Origin of the sequence: Amycolatopsis sp. WAC 01375 (assembly GCF_003947325.1) — a bacterium.
Lineage (GTDB): Bacteria > Actinomycetota > Actinomycetes > Mycobacteriales > Pseudonocardiaceae > Amycolatopsis.
In genome coordinates this window covers 178,894-195,183 of sequence record NZ_QHHW01000036.1, presented here as the reverse complement: position 1 = coordinate 195,183, position 16,290 = coordinate 178,894, and the positions used below count along the sequence as shown (strand labels likewise).

14 protein-coding genes are annotated in these 16,290 nt (G+C 69.0%); 7 read left to right on the top strand and 7 right to left on the bottom strand.

Translation table 11 applies throughout. The annotated features are described in order from the left end of the window. Positions 1 to 9 precede the first annotated feature (9 nt). Positions 10 to 1,218: an anhydro-N-acetylmuramic acid kinase gene (locus DL991_RS23795; RefSeq protein WP_199754039.1), complete on the bottom strand. Its 1,209-nt coding sequence runs from the start codon at positions 1,216 to 1,218 to the stop codon at positions 10 to 12. A 152-nt stretch (positions 1,219 to 1,370) separates the two neighbouring features. Here DL991_RS23795 and ftsY point away from each other — a divergent pair, with 152 nt between their 5' ends. Beyond that, the gene (ftsY, locus tag DL991_RS23790; RefSeq protein ID WP_125786551.1) at positions 1,371 to 2,699 is read left to right on the top strand and encodes a signal recognition particle-docking protein FtsY; all 1,329 of its coding nucleotides are present in this window, start codon (positions 1,371 to 1,373) and stop codon (positions 2,697 to 2,699) included. A gap of 72 nt (positions 2,700 to 2,771) precedes the next feature. Here ftsY and DL991_RS23785 read toward each other — a convergent pair whose 3' ends face one another. Beyond that, the gene (locus tag DL991_RS23785) at positions 2,772 to 3,548 is read right to left on the bottom strand and encodes an IclR family transcriptional regulator (RefSeq protein WP_125786550.1); all 777 of its coding nucleotides are present in this window, start codon (positions 3,546 to 3,548) and stop codon (positions 2,772 to 2,774) included. Positions 3,549 to 3,670: 122 nt separating this feature from the next. On the opposite strand from DL991_RS23785, the gene aceB reads away from it, so the two are divergent. Both aceB and DL991_RS23775 read left to right on the top strand, forming a co-directional pair. After that, entirely contained in the window at positions 3,671 to 5,248 is a 1,578-nt protein-coding gene (gene aceB / locus DL991_RS23780) for a malate synthase A (protein WP_125786549.1), read from the top strand. A gap of 4 nt (positions 5,249 to 5,252) precedes the next feature. Further along, complete coding sequence (locus DL991_RS23775; protein WP_125786548.1) at positions 5,253 to 6,449, top strand: aldolase/citrate lyase family protein; 1,197 nt, start codon at positions 5,253 to 5,255, stop codon at positions 6,447 to 6,449. Positions 6,450 to 6,756: 307 nt separating this feature from the next. On the opposite strand, the gene DL991_RS23770 is transcribed toward DL991_RS23775, so the two are convergent. The 5 genes from DL991_RS23770 to DL991_RS23750 form a co-directional block, all read right to left on the bottom strand. Then, positions 6,757 to 8,010, bottom strand: coding sequence for an HNH endonuclease signature motif containing protein (locus DL991_RS23770; RefSeq protein ID WP_125786547.1), 1,254 nt, complete (start codon positions 8,008 to 8,010; stop codon positions 6,757 to 6,759). 128 nt (positions 8,011 to 8,138) lie between these two features. Then, positions 8,139 to 8,624 carry a GNAT family N-acetyltransferase gene (locus DL991_RS23765; protein ID WP_125786546.1) on the bottom strand — a complete coding sequence of 162 codons (486 nt, stop codon included), beginning with the start codon at positions 8,622 to 8,624 and terminating at the stop codon, positions 8,139 to 8,141. Between the two features lie 9 nt (positions 8,625 to 8,633). Beyond that, positions 8,634 to 9,239, bottom strand: coding sequence for a DsbA family protein (locus tag DL991_RS23760; protein WP_125786545.1), 606 nt, complete (start codon positions 9,237 to 9,239; stop codon positions 8,634 to 8,636). A 36-nt stretch (positions 9,240 to 9,275) separates the two neighbouring features. Then, positions 9,276 to 9,758: a MarR family winged helix-turn-helix transcriptional regulator gene (locus DL991_RS23755; protein ID WP_125786544.1), complete on the bottom strand. Its 483-nt coding sequence runs from the start codon at positions 9,756 to 9,758 to the stop codon at positions 9,276 to 9,278. 1 nt (position 9,759) lies between these two features. After that, on the bottom strand, positions 9,760 to 11,181 hold the full coding sequence (locus tag DL991_RS23750; protein ID WP_125786543.1) for a PucR family transcriptional regulator ligand-binding domain-containing protein: 1,422 nt from the start codon (positions 11,179 to 11,181) through the stop codon (positions 9,760 to 9,762). Between the two features lie 136 nt (positions 11,182 to 11,317). Here DL991_RS23750 and DL991_RS23745 point away from each other — a divergent pair, with 136 nt between their 5' ends. Genes DL991_RS23745 through pucD form a run of 4 tightly spaced genes read left to right on the top strand, consistent with a single transcriptional unit; the run spans position 11,318 to position 16,273 of the window. Then, positions 11,318 to 12,187, top strand: coding sequence for a xanthine dehydrogenase family protein subunit M (locus DL991_RS23745; RefSeq protein WP_125786542.1), 870 nt, complete (start codon positions 11,318 to 11,320; stop codon positions 12,185 to 12,187). Beyond that, positions 12,178 to 12,648 carry a (2Fe-2S)-binding protein gene (locus DL991_RS23740; RefSeq protein ID WP_125786541.1) on the top strand — a complete coding sequence of 157 codons (471 nt, stop codon included), beginning with the start codon at positions 12,178 to 12,180 and terminating at the stop codon, positions 12,646 to 12,648. Before DL991_RS23745 ends, DL991_RS23740 begins: the two co-directional genes overlap by 10 nt. Continuing rightward, positions 12,645 to 13,994 carry an 8-oxoguanine deaminase gene (locus DL991_RS23735; RefSeq protein WP_125786540.1) on the top strand — a complete coding sequence of 450 codons (1,350 nt, stop codon included), beginning with the start codon at positions 12,645 to 12,647 and terminating at the stop codon, positions 13,992 to 13,994. Before DL991_RS23740 ends, DL991_RS23735 begins: the two co-directional genes overlap by 4 nt. Then, the gene (gene pucD, locus DL991_RS23730; RefSeq protein WP_125786539.1) at positions 13,991 to 16,273 is read left to right on the top strand and encodes a xanthine dehydrogenase subunit D; all 2,283 of its coding nucleotides are present in this window, start codon (positions 13,991 to 13,993) and stop codon (positions 16,271 to 16,273) included. The genes DL991_RS23735 and pucD overlap by 4 nt, the downstream gene beginning before the upstream one ends. Positions 16,274 to 16,290 lie beyond the last annotated feature (17 nt).

Below are 16,290 nucleotides of genomic sequence, written 5' to 3'. Positions count from 1 at the left end.
CCGTATCTCCTATCGCTCGCCGGTCGTCGCCGCTACCCGTAGCCGGGTCACGGTTGAGCTGTGCGGGGCGGGGAGTCGCAGGGGCCCCGCGCCCGGGGTGATGCTGCCGAGCAGCCGGTCGCCGCGGGCACCGGTCGCCGACGGGAGGTTCCCCGGCACACCGGACCAGGTCAACCAGCCCAGCAGAATGGTCAGGTATGCCTCTTTGCCCGCGCGTGGCAGCCCGTGGTCGTCGCTGGTCTTCAGCGCCGCACCCGGCAGGTTCCTGGCGAGCGCGGCCATCAGCGCCGGGTTGTCGGCGCCGCCGCCGGAGACGATCACCGTGACGATGGCGTGGCGACGGCATTCCGCGGCGATCGTCACCGCGGTCAGTTCGGTCAGCGTCGCCAGGAGGTCTTCCGCGTCGACCGGCGGAAGCCCGTCGACCGCCGCGTCGAGATACGCGCCGTGGAACAGTTCCTTGCCGGTGGACTTCGGCGGCGCTGCCGCGTAGTACGGGTCGAGCAGGAGTTTCGCCAGCAGGTCGGGCCGGACGTGCCCGCGCAGGGCGAGCGCTCCGTCGATGTCGGCACGCAGTCCGGTGACACGGTGCGCGGCGATGTCCATCAGCGCGTTGCCGGGGCCGGTGTCGTACGCCAGCACGGCACCGTCGGCAGGCACCACGGTGATATTCGCGATCCCGCCGATGTTGAGCGCCGCGACCGGGCCGGAAGCGGCCATTTCCCGTAACCACAACGCGTCCAGCGTGCTGGCGAGCGGCGCGCCGTGCCCACCGGCGGCGACGTCGCGGACACGCAGGTCGGCCACCACCGGCAGGCCGGTGCGCTCGGCGATCCACGCCGGATTCCCCAGTTGCAGCGTGCCGCGGGCGGCGCCGTCCTCGACCCAGTGGAACACCGTCTGGCCCAGCGAGGCGACGACGTCCGCGGTGCCGTCTGCCAGTTCCTCGACCCCGCGCGCGGCGGCCTCGGCGAAGGCCTGGCCCACCAGGGTGTCGAGTTTCGTGAGCTGTTCGGCGCTGCAGGGATTCGGCGGCAGGGCGTCGAGCAAGGCGTCGCGGAGCGTTTCGGGATACGGGACTTCGAGCCTGCCGAGCGGGGAGAGCACCACAGTGTCCCCGTCGGCGCGCAGTTCGGCGGCCGCCACGTCGATCCCGTCGATCGATGTGCCGGAGATGAGCCCGATCACCCGGACCCCAGTGCCGGAGAAAACCGTCATTCGGAGTGGTCTAGCCGTCGGTCCTGAGATCGCGCAAGCCGGACCGTTTCTTCTTGTCCGAAATGAGTCCTATCCAGTGGATGCTTGACAAGATCGGCTTCCTTCCCGTGGGGCGTCTGAACGCGACGGTATGCGGATGCGAGGATGGCGCCGTGTCGAGTACCCCCTGGTTCTGGATCGTTGTCGTTGCCGTCGTGGTCCTGGTCGCCGTTCTGGTGGCCGGGCTGTTCATCGCGCGCCGCCGCCGGATCAGCCTGGACGAGTCCAAGGCTGCCGATGTCGTCGAGAAGCCGAAGGGTGGCGGCTATACCGCGACAGGCGGGATCGCACTCGCTCCCGGCGGCGAGAAGACCGAAGAAGCCGAGGTGGCCGAGGAACCCGGGCACCCGGTCGAGGATCGCCCGGAGACCGACGGCCAGCCCGCCGTCGGGGACGACGCGTCGGTGCCGAGGGATTCCGCGCAGCGCACGGTGCGCGACATCGAACTTCCCGAACCGGCCGAGGAAGCGGCGCCCGCTCCCGCCCCCGTGCCCGCCGAGGAGATCGCCCCGGCCGCCGGACGGCTGGAGCGGCTGCGCGGCAGGCTCGGCAAATCCCGTTCGATGTTCGGGCAGAGCCTGCTCGGCCTGCTGGGCGCCGGCGACCTCGACGAGGACTCCTGGCAGGACGTCGAAGACACACTGCTCATGGCGGACCTGGGCGCCGCGACGACCACCGAGATCGTCGAGCGTCTCCGCGAGGAACTGAAGCGCCGCGCCGTGCGGACCTCCGAGGAAGCGCGCACGGTGTTGCAGGAGGTGCTGACCTCCGCCCTGTCGACCGACGCGGTCCGGGCCGTCCGCGCGCTGCCGCACACCGTCGACGGCGTGAAGCAGCCCGCAGTCGTGCTGGTCGCCGGCGTCAACGGCACCGGCAAGACCACCACCACCGGCAAGCTCGCCCGCGTGCTCGTCGCGCAGGGGAGCACCGTGGTGCTCGGTGCGGCCGACACCTTCCGCGCCGCCGCGGCGGACCAGTTGCAGACGTGGGCCGAGCGCGTGGGCGCGGAGGTCGTCCGCGGCAAGGAAGGCGCGGACCCGGCGGCGGTCGCGTTCGACGCCGTCAAACGCGGTATCGAAGCCGGGGTGGACGCGGTCCTGGTCGACACCGCCGGCCGTCTGCACACCAAGACCGGCCTGATGGACGAGCTCGGCAAGGTCAAGCGAGTCGTCGAGAAGCAGGCGAAGGTCGACGAGGTGCTGCTGGTGCTCGACGCCACCACCGGGCAGAACGGGCTGATGCAGGCCCGCGTGTTCTCGGAGGTCATCGACGTCACCGGCATCGTGCTCACCAAGTTGGACGGCACGGCGAAGGGTGGAATCGTCTTCCAGGTGCAGCGCGAACTCGGCGTGCCGGTCAAGCTGGTCGGTCTCGGCGAGGGTCCGGACGACCTGGCGCCGTTCGAGCCGGGCGCGTTCGTCGAGGCCCTGCTCAGCAGCTAGTCATGTGACATGAAAGGCCCCTTCATTGCGAAATTTGCAATGAAGGGGCCTTTCATGTCGCGTGCGCCGGGCTCAAACGGTGACCCCGTCCCGCGAAAGGGTCGAGCCGAGCGAGTTCGCGATCCGCTGGACGACCGGCGCGATCCGCTCGACGGCCTCCATCGTGAGCCGTCCCGAAGGCCCGGACACCGAGACCGCCGCCGGCACCGGCGCGCCCGGGACCGCGACGGCCACGCAACGGACGCCCAGTTCCTGCTCCGCTTCGTCGAGCGCGTAACCCTGCTGGGCGATTTTCGCCAGCTCGCGCAGGAGCGCGTCCTGATCGGTGAAGGTGTGCTCGGTGTAGGAGGGCATGCCCGTCCTGGCGAGCAGCGCCGTGACGTCGTCGGACGGCAGGTGCGCGAGCATCGCCTTCCCGACGCCGGTGCCGTGCGGCAGGAGACGCCGTCCGACCTCGGTGAACATCCGCATCGAGTGCTTCGAGGGCACCTGCGCGACGTAGACGACCTCGTCGCGCTCCAGGACCGCGAGGTTCGCGGTCTCGCCGACCTCGTCGACCAGTTCCGCGAGCAGCGGCCGGGCCCACGAGCCGAACTGCATGCTGGCGTTCTCACCCAGCCGGATGAGCCGGGCGCCCAGCGCGTACCGGCGGTTGGTGTTCTGCCGGACGTAGCCCAGGTCCACCAGCGTCCTGATCAGCCGGTGGATGGTCGGCATCGGCAGTCCGGACAGCGTCGCCAGCTCCGAAAGGCTGGCCTCGCCACCGGTGTCCGCGAGATGCTCGAGGAGCTCGAAGGCCCGCTGAAGGGACTGGACGCCGCCGTCGCGCCCGTTCTTCTCCGCTGCCACCGTGGTACTCCTTACGTCTGCGTTGAGGTTCCGCTATGCAGAAACTATAGTCCGTCATGTAAAACCGTAGGGACGTCTTGTATTAGGGATGTCACTGTTTATCCGAACTCGGGGTGTTACTCATGTCTGAAGCTCAGGTGCTCGGCGATCCGGTCGAGCGCGGGGACGAAATCCTCACGCCGGAGGCACTCGCCTTCCTCGCCGGCCTGCACGAGGCCTTCGCCGCCCGCCGCGACGAGCTGCTGCAGGCCAGGGGCAAGCGCCGCGAGGAGGCAAGGACCACCGGCAAACTCGACTTCCTGCCCGAGACCAAGGAGATCCGCGAAGGCGACTGGCAGGTGGCCGAGGCCCCGCCCGCGCTGCGCGATCGCCGCGTCGAGATCACCGGTCCGACCGACCGCAAGATGACCATCAACGCGCTGAACTCCGGCGCCAAGGTCTGGCTCGCCGACCTCGAGGACGCCAACACACCGCACTGGGCGAACGTCGTCTCCGGCCAGGTCAACCTGTACGACGCGGTCCGCGAGACCATCACGCTGGAAAGTGGCGGCAAGAGCTATTCGCTGAAGGACGACGTCGAGCACGCGACCATCGTCGTCCGCCCGCGCGGCTGGCACCTCGACGAGCGTGGCCTGTCCTTCGGCGGACGCCAGGCCGTCGGCGCGCTGGTCGACTTCGGCCTGTACTTCTTCCACAACGCGCAGGAGCTGCTCAACCGCGGCAAGGGCCCGTACTTCTACCTGCCGAAGATGGAGAGCCACCTCGAAGCGCGGCTCTGGAACGACGTCTTCACCCACGCGGAGAAGACGCTCGGCATCTCCCACGGCACCGTCCGCGCGACCGTGCTGATCGAGACCATCCCGGCCGCGTTCGAGATGGAGGAGATCCTCTACGAACTGCGCGAGCACGCCTCCGGCCTGAACGCCGGCCGCTGGGACTACCTGTTCAGCGTCATCAAGTACTTCCGCGACGCGGGCGAGAAGTTCGTGCTGCCGGACCGGAACTCGGTCACCATGACCGCGCCGTTCATGCGCGCGTACACCGAACTGCTGGTGCGCACCTGCCACAAGCGGGGTGCGTTCGCGATCGGCGGCATGGCCGCGTTCATCCCGAACCGCAAGGACCCGGAGGTCACCGCGGCCGCGCTCGACAAGGTCCGCGCCGACAAGAGCCGTGAGGCTGGCGACGGCTTCGACGGTTCCTGGGTCGCGCACCCCGGCATGGTGGACATCTGCCGCGAGGAGTTCGACAAGGTCCTCGGCGACAAGCCGAACCAGCTCGACCGCACCCGCGACGAGGTGTCCGTCACCGCCGACCAGCTGCTCGACGCGGCTTCGACGCCGGGTGGCGCCACCGCTGCCGGTCTGCGCGCCGCCGTCGACGTCGGCATCCGCTACATCGCCTCCTGGCTTGGCGGGAACGGCGCGGCCGCCATCCACAACCTGATGGAGGACGCGGCGACCGCGGAGATCTCGCGTTCGCAGGTGTGGCAGTGGGTGCGCAACGGCACCCGGCTCGACACCGGCGACAAGGTCACCGAAGAGCTGGTGCGCGGCGTTTTGACTGAAGTTCGTCAAGAACTGGCCGCCGAGATCAAGCCGGAACTGCTGGAGCCCGCCGTCGAGCTGTTCGAGCAGGTCGCGCTCGCCGACGAGTTCCCGGACTTCCTGACCCTGCCCGCCTACGAACGGATCAAGTAGACAGATGGGGAACGGGCGGCTCACCGAAGACGTTTACACCGCCGCTGACGCGCGCCTCGCCGAGGCCGATGCGCGCGTCGCGGCCAAATATCCCGGTGAGCCGCCCGGCCGCCAGCCCGTGCACACCGTGTACGTGCCGGCGTCGCAGTACAAGACGCGGCTCGTGGCGGACTGGGGCAAGCAGGCACTGCGGGTCTTCGGCGAGCACGCCGATCAACTGAACTTGGACGCGGACATCGCCGACCGGGTCCGGACCAAACTCCTGACCGAGCCGATCGAGGATCTGCGGATCGACTTCGAAGACGGCCTCGGCAGGCCGGGCGACGACGAGGAGGACGCCACCGCGCTCGCCGCGGGACGGACCCTCGCCGTCACGGGCGGGACACCGTTCGTCGGCATCCGGTTCAAGAGCTTCGAACAGGCGACCCGCCGTCGCGGCATCCGCACGCTCGACCTCTTCCTTGCCGGGTTGCTGGAAAGCGGGCCACTGCCGGACGGTTTCGTCGTCACACTGCCGAAGGTGACCGCTGTCGAGCAGGTCGAAGTGGCGGCGGATATCTTGGAGCGCCTCGAATCCGCGTACGGCCTGCCCGACGGCACGCTGCGATTCGAAGTCCAGATCGAGACCGCGCAGTCCATTGTGGACCTCGACGGGACGGTGGCGGTGCCGCGGATCATCGAAGCCGCTCGCGGCCGCTGTTCGGGCCTGCACTACGGGACCTACGACTACAGCGCCGGACTCGGGATCAGCGCCGAGTACCAGAGCATGGAGCATCCGGCCGCCGATTTCGCCAAGCAGCTCATGCAGGTCTCGGCCGCGGGGACCGGCGTCCGGCTCTCGGACGGCTCGACGAACAAGCTGCCCGTCGGCGACGCGATCCTCCCCGCCTGGCGCGAACATCTGCGGCTGGTGCGGCGATCCCTGGAACGCGGCTTCTACCAGGGCTGGGACCTGCACCCGCACCAGCTGCCGACCCGGTTCGCCGCCACCTACGCGTTCTTCCGCGAGGGTTTCCCAGCGGCACTGGGCCGATTGCGGGACTACGCGGACCAGACCGGGCGCGGGGTCCTGGACGAACCTGCGACCGCTCAGGCTCTGGCGAGTTTCCTGTTGCGGGGTCTGGATTGCGGGGCCGTGGACGTGGGGGAGCTTTCGTTCACCCGGTCCGAATTGGACGGTTACGCGCGGCGGACCGTGTGACGCGGAGGTGAGAAGCGGACTGTGTGGATTTTGGTGCGTTGGATGACCGGAATCCACGCGGTCTTGCGTGATCGGTCCGGTCACGTGGGGCTTCGGTCGGGGCGTTCTGCTGGCCACGGAACGGGAAATCTCGGTGGCACCGGCAGTCACAACTTGAGCGCGTGAAGGAGGCCTTTACGCGCTCCCGGGTACGTGAAGGACCCCTTCCTGTACCTAGGCGCAAGGAAGGGGTCCTTCATGTACTTCAAGTCCGCTGGGCATGGCGAGGGGCCCGTCGCCGGTGTGGCTGGCTGGCGGGCTCCTCGGGTTACACGTGGTGGAGGGTGTTGCGCCGGGGTTTTCGGAGCGGATCTCGGTATTGGGGCGGGATGAACTCGGGTAACCCGTCGGCGGCCATCCGGACTTGCCAGTCACCGTGGTGGATCAGCCGGTGATGAAAACCGCACAGCAGCACCAGGTTCCGGAGATCGGTGGGACCTCCGTCTGCCCAGTGATGAATGTGGTGAGCGTGGCAGTTCCTGGGCCGCCGGTGACACCCAGGGAACGCGCAGCCACCGTCCCGGATGTTCAAGGCTCGGCGTTGGCCTGGGGTGACGAACCGTCGCAACCGTCCCACATCGAGGGGTTCCCCGGCGGCGCTCATGACGATCGGGAGCATGAGGCAGTCGCAGGCGGCAAGTCGGGCTTCGCGGGCGGTCATCGTCCCGACGAAGTCCAGGCAGGCGGTGCCGAGGCCGGTTTTGAGTGCGTCGAGTCCGATGGTGACCTGCAGCAGGGTGCGGTAGCCGCTGGTCCCGGGCTGGTCCGGGCAGGCGATCGCCAAGCCCAGGATGTCGACCCACGCATCACCCATGCGTTCGCATTTCATCCGCAGATCGGCTTGGCCGAACTCGTCCACCGGGCGTGGTTGCGCATACGCCTCCAAAGCCGCCGCGGTGCGGGCACCCGTCTCATCATCGAGAAGACCGGTCAGTTTCCAGAACCCGTCCTTACGGCGCTCCAGCGTGATCTCCCGGCGCGGCTCAGTAGGTTCGGGATCTTTCGGTTCGTTACCGTCCGGGTCCAGCCACGCGAGCAGGTTCGCTTCGGCGTCCACCAGCTGGCGGGGACCGGCGTCGCGGGCGAGGGTGGCGAGGATCTTCTCCGCACTCACCCGATCCTCAACAGAAGTCTCGGCCGGGAGCTTCTTCAAGATCTCCAGGATCTGATCGATCCGCTCATCCCCGACCAAACCCTCGGCGGCCACCGCGGCGGTGGCGGGCGCGACAGCAGGAACTTCGGTGCCGTCCAGAGCACGCGTGGGGTTCAGGGCGATGGCCCGGTTTACTACCGCACGCGCCTCACCGACCGATAATCCTGCTATATCGGCGAACCAGTTGGCCGTGCGGCCATAGCCGTACAGGTCTTTGACGCCCCGAGACTCGACCTCCGCCAAGAACTGCCCCAACCCGGCGGTAGCCATCCTGATCACCTGCAACGACTGCTGCACACCGTGGGCAAGCTCCAGCTTGCCGGCGCGCCACAGTTCCTGCGGCAACTCGGGAAGAAAAGTCTCGGACACCCCTCAAGAATACCGCAAAACAATCGAACAAGCGTTCGTAATTTTACGCAACCGCCGAAACGACGCATTCACCACTGAAGAGTGAACCATCAGGAATTACTCACTACCGCGCGCAGCGGCGCAATTAGTCACCTAATTGCGAAACTCTTCACGTAACGCCGACAGGGTACTGAAATCAGCCCATCCGGGCCGGAAATCCGGTTGTCGAACTCGCCCTCGTCACTCCACCCGCACCGCTCGTAAAACCGCCGCGCTCGGGCATTCCCCGGCGCCACCGCGAGCCAAGCGCGCGAATGGCCGCCCGTGCTCACCAGTCGTTCGGCTTCCGCGAGCAGCACGCCCGCCACGCCGCTCCCGCGATGGTCCGACGAGACGTAGACCTGTTCGACCTCGTCGCCGACGACCATGACGAATCCCGCCACCTCGCCGCTCACCAAAGCCATGGTCGTGTCGCCGACCCGTTCCGCGGCCCGTTTCCAGAACGACTCACGGGTGCGGATGCGGACGAGCTCGTCGGGCACGTTGCCGAGGTGGCCGTCCTGCCAGCCGTGGTACCAGATCTTCGCGACGGCGTCGGCGTCCGCGGGTGTCGCCGGTCGAAGTGTCGAAGGCATGCTCGGAGTTTAGGAAACCAGCGCGCCGATCCGCCGCTCCACCTCGTCCGCGCTCGCGTTCCCGGCGACCAGCGTTACCACTCGTTCCCCAGGAAGGTCGGCGAGCAAGGTCGGGTATCCGGTGACACCCAGTTCTCGCGCCCGCCGGAAATCGTCCGCCGCGGAGACCCGGTCCAGCGCGGCCTCGACGGCGTCGCCGTCCAGGCCCGCCCGCTGCGCGACCACGCGGTAGGTCGAGACCTCGGACAGGCTCAGGCCGTCGAGGTAGAAAGCCTCCTGTAGCAAGGCCGCGAGCCGTACCGCGCGGTCCGGCGCGACCTCGCGCAGTGCCGCCATCCCGCAGGCGGCGGCCTCGGAGTCCATGACGAAGTCGCCGTCCGCGATGAGCCGTTCGTAGCTTTCCCCGAACGGCGCGCCGGTCCGGCGGGTGATCTCGGCGTTGGCTCCTCGGACGTAGCCGAATTGCCGGATCGGTACGCGGCGCCCGCCGAGGAACAGGCCGCCGGACACCACTTCGACCGGCAGGTCCGGATGCCGGTGTGCGACGTCGGCCATGGTCCTGGCGAAGCCGTAGGACCAGCCGCAGTACGCGTCGAAGACATAGATGAGTCTCATGTCGAGCTTCAACGATGCCTGACCAGTCAGGTATTCCTACCGGAGCTTGGGGAGTGCGTCACGTGCCGAATGGCTCAGCGTCCGCAGATCCTGGGTGAACTGTTCGCGATGATCGGCGGGCAGTGGGTCGAGGAACTGCCGCTGGATGTTTTCGACGTGCACTCGCGCGGCCCGCACGGTCGTCTCCTCGCCCTTGCCCGTCAGCCGGACGAGTTGCACGCGGCGGTCTTCGGGATCGTTGGCGCGGACGACGAGGCCGAGCGTCGTCATCCGGTCGACCAGCCGGGTCGCGCCGCCGGTGGTCAGCACCTGCTCCTGCGCGATCGCGCGCATGCTCATCCCTGCCTCGCCGGACCTGCCGACGATCAGCAGGACTTCGAACATCAGGTGCGAGATCCCGCATTCGGCCTCCAGTGCGCGGCCGAGCAGGTATTCGAGCCGGTTCGCCGCGCCCATCATCCGCCCGAAGGCGACGACTCGCGGGTCGTAGGCGGCTTCTTTCGCCGTGGTGATGCCCATTTCAGCTCCCTGCCGACAAGGCCAAATAGACGTCGAGCTGTTCGGTGAACTCGGTCAGGTCGGTGCCGAGCAGTTCGCTCGCCCGGCCGATCCGGTACCGCAAGGTGTTGACGTGGACGTGCAGCGCCCGCGCGGCCCGCGTCGGGGAGCCGGAGCATTCCAGGAAGACGCGCAGGGTGTGCACCAGATCGGTGCCCTGTTCGGCGTCGTAGCTCAGCAGCGGGCCCAGTACCCGTCGCCGCAACGCCGCCCGGAGATCGTCGGGCGCGCCCGCCAGCAGCAGCCGGTGCATGCCGATCTCGCCGCCGGGGACGACTTCGATCGTGCCGGGCCGTTCCGTCGCGACGGCCAACGCGTAGCGCGCGACCTCCTTCGCGCCTCGCAGCATGGAGACCGGGGAGCGGTCGCTGATCCCGATCAGCACCCGGCGGCACGGCAGCAGTGACGCCACTTCTTCGAGTGTGGTGGTCACTGTCGCGGGCCAGTCCTCCGGCCATTCGCCGTCGTCCTCGGCCACGGCCCAGGTCGTTTCCCCCGCGGGCCCGACGAGGGCGCCCGGCGGCAGTAGTTCGGTGAGGATCCCGCGTGCCGCTTCGGATCCCTCGGTGCGTGCGACGACGACGCGCAGATCGCCGCGCAGCCCGGTCGCGGTCAGCGCCGCGTGCGGATCGCTTCCCTCGTCGAGTGCGGCGAGCAACGGTTCGAGCACCCTGTCGGTGACGGCGCGGACCTCGTCCGCCCGCGTGCGCGCGAGCCCGATCAGTCCGGCGAGCTCCTCGGCGATCTCCGCCTGCGCGGCGGTCAGCGGCCCGCCGATCGCGAGCAGCCACGGCAGCGCGTGCCTGCCGCCGATCGGCCGCACGGTGACGTCGTCCGCCTCCAGGGAACGTCCGCCCGCCGCGACGAACCGCCGCACCAGATCCGACGGCGTCCCGGCGGGCACCACTCGGCACGGGAGGCCGATCTCCGCGTGTGCCCGCTCCAGCAGCGTTTCCACCGACGCGTCTTCCGTCGCGGCTGAAAGCAAACGTTTGCGAGCACCGTCCGCGGCCGCGGCCAACGCCAGCACCACCCGTTCGGTGACCACGGAGAACGACAGATCCGCCGGCACCTCCAGCAACGGAATCCCGTGCCGCGTACAGGCTTCGACGAGGTCTTCGGGAATTCCGTCGGAATCGGCTCCGGAAGCCGCGAGCGCCGCAGCCCCGGCTTTCGCCAGCGCGGCGACGAAAGCCTCCGAATCACCCGGCCCGCGCCACCACAGCAACCCGCTCAGGACGAACTCGCCCGCCGACACGTACCGCCCGGGATCGGGCAGTTCCGTGACGTAGATCCGGGACACCGGACGGTCGAGCAAAGCCGTCCCGGCGCGGACGCGCAAGCGCAGCCCGGGGAGCGCGAGCAGAGTTTTCACGGTCGTCATCAGGTTTGTAGGAAAGCACAAAACGACAGGTGTGTGCAGGGGAGATTTCATGCTTCGGCACCGTTGCCGCCATACGGGCGCAGGGCGTCTACTGAGGCAGCCGTCACAGAACACCGCCGAACCGAGGAGCCCGAGAGTGGATTTCCTGCGCCCCAGCTCGCTGACCGAGGCGCTCGCCGTCAAGGCCGAGCGACCCGACGCGGTGCCCATCGCGGGCGGCACGGACGTCATGGTGGAGCTCAACTTCGACCACCGCCGCCCCGGCGCGCTGCTCGACCTCAACCGCGTCACCGAACTCGCCGAGTGGACCGAGACCGACGGCAGGATCCGCCTCGGCGCCTCGGTGCCCTACGTCCGGGTGATCGCTGAGCTGGGTGAAGTTCTGCCCGCGCTGGCCATGGCCTCGCGCACGGTCGGCTCGCCGCAGATCCGCAATCGTGGCACCGTCGGCGGCAACCTGGGCGCAGCCTCGCCCGCCGGTGACACCCATCCCGTGCTGCTCGTACTCGGCGCCGAGGTCGAGGCCGCGTCGGTGCGCGGCACGCGGAGGATCCCGGCCGAGGAGTTCTACCTCGGCGTCAAACGCAACGCCCTCGAACCCGACGAGCTGATCACCGCGGTACATCTGCCCGCCGGAATCGGCCCGCAGCAGTTCGCCAAGGTCGGGACGCGCAACGCGATGGTCATCGCGGTGTGCTCGTTCGCGCTGGCGCTGCACCTCGACTCTCGCGAGATCCGCGCCGCCGTCGGTTCGGCGGCGCCGACGCCGCGTCGCGCGACCGCCGCCGAGGAGTTCCTCGCCGCCGAACTTCCGTGGTCCACCAAGACTTCCCTCACGGATTCGGTCAAACGCCGGTTCGGCGAGCTGGTCTCACAGGCGGCGTCGCCGATCGACGACGTCCGCGGCAGTGCCGACTACCGCAAGCACGCGCTGTCCGTCCTGGCGCGGCGAACGCTGACCTGGGCGTGGAACGACTTCCAGAAGGGTGAACGCGAGTGCGCGTGAACGTGACGATCAACGGTGAGTCCCGCCAGGCCGACGACGTCTGGGAGGGCGAGAGCCTGCTCTACGTGCTCCGCGAGCGGCTCGGGCTCCCTGGCTCCAAGAACGCCTGTGAACAGGGCGAATGCGGTTCGTGCACGGTGTACCTCGACGACGTCCCGGTGTGTTCGTGCCTGGTCGCGGCCGGTCAGGTCGAGGGCCGCGAGGTCCGCACGGTCGAAGGACTCGCCGACGGCGACAAGCTGGACCGCGTCCAACAGTCCTTTGTGGACGCGGGGGCCGTCCAATGTGGTTTCTGCACCCCCGGCCTCGTGGTGGCCGCGCACGATCTGCTCAACCGCGTCGAGAACCCCGCGGATGAGGAGATTCGCGAGGCGCTGGCGGGGAACCTCTGCCGGTGTACCGGCTACGAGAAGATCCTCGACGCCGTCCGGCTGGCCGCGACCAGGGGAGAGACCACGTGAAGACCGTCATCGAGAACGCCGCGATCGCCACCGTCGACGGAGCGGGCACCGAGCACGCCTCGGGTCACGTCGTCATCGAGAACGACCGCATCGCGGCGGTCGGCGCGGGGAAGGCGCCCGACGGCGAGTACGACGAACGCGTCGACGGCTCCGGATGCCTGGTCACGCCCGGTCTGATCAACACCCATCATCATCTCTACCAGTGGGCCACGCGCGGCCTCGCCGCCGACCACACCCTCTTCGAATGGCTCGTCGCGCTGTACCCGATCTGGGGCAGGCTCGACGCCGAGATCACGCACGCCGCCGCCACGGCGGGTCTCACGCGCCTCGCGACCACCGGCTGCACCACCGTCGCCGACCACCACTACGTCTTCCCGCGTGACGGCGGCGACCAGGTCGAAGCGCTCGCCGCCGCCCGGATCCGCGTCGGGGTGCGACTGCACGTGGTGCGCGGCTCGATGGACCGGGGCGAGTCCCAGGGCGGGCTCCCGCCGGACAACCTCGTCGAGGAGACCGAGGCCGCGCTGCTCGGCACCGAAGCCGCGATCGACCGGTTCCACGACAGGTCCGCCGGCGCGCATCTGCAGATCGCGGCCGGTCCGTGCTCGCCGTTCTCGGTGAGCGAGCGGCTGATGACCGGCGCGGCGGAATTGGCGCGCCGCAAGGGAGTCCGGCTCCACACGCACCTCGCCGAGACGGTCGACGAGGAGAAGCAGTGCCTCGCCGAAGTCGGCTGCACGCCCGCGGAGTACGCCGACAAACTCGGCTGGCTCGCCAGTGACGTCTGGCTCGCGCACTCGATCCACCTCGCCCCGGACGCGATCCGGCGGCTGGGCGCCACCGGCACCGGCGCGGCGCACTGCCCGACGTCGAACGGGCGGATCGGCGCCGGGATCGCGCCGGTCCGGCAACTGCTCGACGCCGGGGTCGCGGTCGGGCTGGGCGTAGACGGCGCCGCCTCCAACGAATCCGGTGGTCTCGGCGAGGAACTGCACCAGGCGCTGTTGCAGGCGCGGCAGCGCGGAGGACCACGCGGGCTGACCACGCGGGAAGCGCTGTGGATGGGCACGATGGGCGGCGCGCGCTGCCTGGGCCGCGAGAAGGACTTGGGCTCGATCGAGACCGGCAAGCTCGCGGACCTCGCTGTCTGGAACCTGAACGGCCTGAACTACGCCGGGATCACCGACCCGGTCGCCGCCTTGGTGCTCGGCACGACTCCGCCGGTCGAGCGGCTGTACGTCGGCGGCGCGACCGTCGTCGACGGGGGAACGCTGCGCGAGGAATCCGAAGACGAGATCGCACGCGAGCTGGCCGTGGCCAGCGCGCGGCTGAGGGAGACGGTATGACCACCACTGAAGTCTCCAAGCAGACCACCGGCAACGGGGTGGGGACGAGTCCGCAGCGGCCCGACGGCACGGTCAAGGTGCGCGGCGAATTCGCCTACTCCTCGGATCTGTGGCACGAGGACATGCTGTGGGGCGCGACGCTGCGCAGCCCGCATCCGTACGCGCGGATCACCGGGATCGACATCACCGAAGCCCTTGCCGTGCAAGGTGTCTACGCGGTGCTGACCCATGAAGACGTGCCCGGCGTGAACAAGTACGGCCTGGAGCACTCCGACCAGCCGGTGCTCGCCGTCGACGTCGTGCGGTATGAGGGCGAGCCCGTCGCGCTCGTCGCCGCGGACCACCCCGAGACCGCTCGCCGAGCGATGAAGCGGATCAAGGTCTCCTACGAGGTCCTCGAACCGGTGACGGATTCCGAGAAGGCCGCCGCCGGCGAAGGCGCCGAGCTGCACCCCGGCGGGAACGTCGTGCGGTACGCGAAGATCCGGCACGGCGACCAGTCGGTGAAGGCCGACGTCGTGGTGTCCGGGGTCTACGAGGTCGGCATGCAGGACCAGGCCTTCCTCGGCCCCGAGTCCGGTATGGCGATCCCGGACACCGAAGGCGGTGTCGACCTTTACGTTGCCACGCAGTGGCTTCACGTCGACCAGCAGCAGATCGTCGCCGCGCTGGGGCTGCCCAAGGACAAGGTGCGGCTGACGCTCGGCGGGGTCGGCGGCGCGTTCGGTGGCCGCGAGGACCTCTCGATCCAGGTTCACGCGTGTCTGCTGGCGTTGCACACCGGCAAGCCGGTCAAGATGGTCTACAACCGCGAGGAATCCTTCTACGGCCACGTGCACCGCCACCCGGCGAAGATGTACTACGAGCACGGCGCGGACAAGGACGGCCGTCTCGTCTACGTGAAGGCGAAGCTGTACCTGGACGGTGGCGCGTACGCCTCGTCGACCGGCGCGGTGGTGGCGAACGCCGCCACGCTCGGTGTCGGTCCGTACAATGTGGACAGTGCTTCGGTCGACTGCTGGGGCGTGTACACCAACAACCCGCCTTGTGGCGCGATGCGTGGTTTCGGCGCCGTGCAGGCGGGTTTCGCCTACGAGTCTCAGATGGACAAGCTCGCCGAGGCGTGCGGGATCGACCCGGTCGACATCCGGATCCGCAACGCGATGGCCGAAGGCAGCGTCATGCCGACCGGTCAGATCGTCGACTCGGCCGCCCCGGTCGCCGAACTGCTGGAACGTCTGCGCGCGAAACCGCTTCCTGTCCAGGACAAGGTTCTCGACCTGCGCCGCATGCCCGGCGGCGTTTCCAACACCACCCACGGCGAGGGCGTCGTTCGCGGTGTCGGATACGCGGTCGGCATCAAGAACATCTGCTTCTCCGAGGGCTTCGACGACTACTCGACGGCCCGCGTCCGGCTGCAACTCGTCGGCGGCGAACCCGCGGCGACCGTGCACACCGCGGCCTGCGAGGTCGGCCAGGGCCTGGTCACGATCATGCAGCAGATCGTGCGGACCGAACTCGGCATCGAGCAGGTGACGATCCTGCCGATGGACACCACCATCGGCAACGGCGGTTCGACGTCGGCCTCCCGGCAGAGTTACGTCACCGGTGGCGCCGTCCAGGCCGCTTGCGTCGCGGTGCGATCCGGGCTGCACAAGCATCTCGCGGGCAGGCTCGACGCGAACGGGAAGCTGAACGTCGTCGGGAACAAGGTCGTTTCGGCCGACGGCAGTGTGCTCGCGGACCTCGCCGACATCCTCGGCGACGAGGTCTTCGACGAGACCGTGGAATGGCGCCACCGTCCGACCGCGCCCATCGATCCCGAGACGGGACAAGGGAACGCGCACGTCCAGTACGGCTTCGCGGCACACCGCGCGGTCGTGGACGTCGACACCGAACTCGGGCTGATCAAGGTCGTCGCGCTCGACTGCGCGCAGGACGTCGGCAAGGCGCTCAACCCGCAGGCGGTGCTCGGCCAGATCCAGGGCGGCTCCGCGCAGGGGCTCGGGCTCGCGGTGATGGAGGAGATCCAGATCGACGGCGGGAAGATCCGCAACCCGTCGTTCACCGACTACCTGATCCCGACCGTGCTGGACATGCCGCCGATGGACATCGACGTGCTGGAACGGCCCGACCCCAACGCGCCGTATGGTCTGCGCGGGGTCGGTGAACCGCCGACGATCTCGTCCACCCCGGCGATCGTCGCGGCCATCCGCGCGGCCACCGGGCTGGCGCTGCCCCGCGTTCCGGTGCGCCCGGAACACCTCACCGGCACCTGACAATCCGTACTTTTTCG

Excerpts from the sequence above, each read along its gene's own strand:
- pucD (WP_125786539.1), top strand. The coding sequence starts at position 13,991 with ATGACCACCACTGAAGTCTCCAAGCAGACCACCGGCAACGGGGTGGGG.
- aceB (WP_125786549.1), top strand. The coding sequence starts at position 3,671 with ATGTCTGAAGCTCAGGTGCTCGGCGATCCGGTCGAGCGCGGGGACGAA.
- DL991_RS23760 (WP_125786545.1), bottom strand. The coding sequence starts at position 9,239 with ATGAGACTCATCTATGTCTTCGACGCGTACTGCGGCTGGTCCTACGGC.
- DL991_RS23775 (WP_125786548.1), top strand. The coding sequence starts at position 5,253 with ATGGGGAACGGGCGGCTCACCGAAGACGTTTACACCGCCGCTGACGCG.
- DL991_RS23755 (WP_125786544.1), bottom strand. The coding sequence starts at position 9,758 with ATGGGCATCACCACGGCGAAAGAAGCCGCCTACGACCCGCGAGTCGTC.
- DL991_RS23765 (WP_125786546.1), bottom strand. The coding sequence starts at position 8,624 with ATGCCTTCGACACTTCGACCGGCGACACCCGCGGACGCCGACGCCGTC.
- DL991_RS23795 (WP_199754039.1), bottom strand. The coding sequence starts at position 1,218 with ATGACGGTTTTCTCCGGCACTGGGGTCCGGGTGATCGGGCTCATCTCC.
- DL991_RS23750 (WP_125786543.1), bottom strand. The coding sequence starts at position 11,181 with ATGACGACCGTGAAAACTCTGCTCGCGCTCCCCGGGCTGCGCTTGCGC.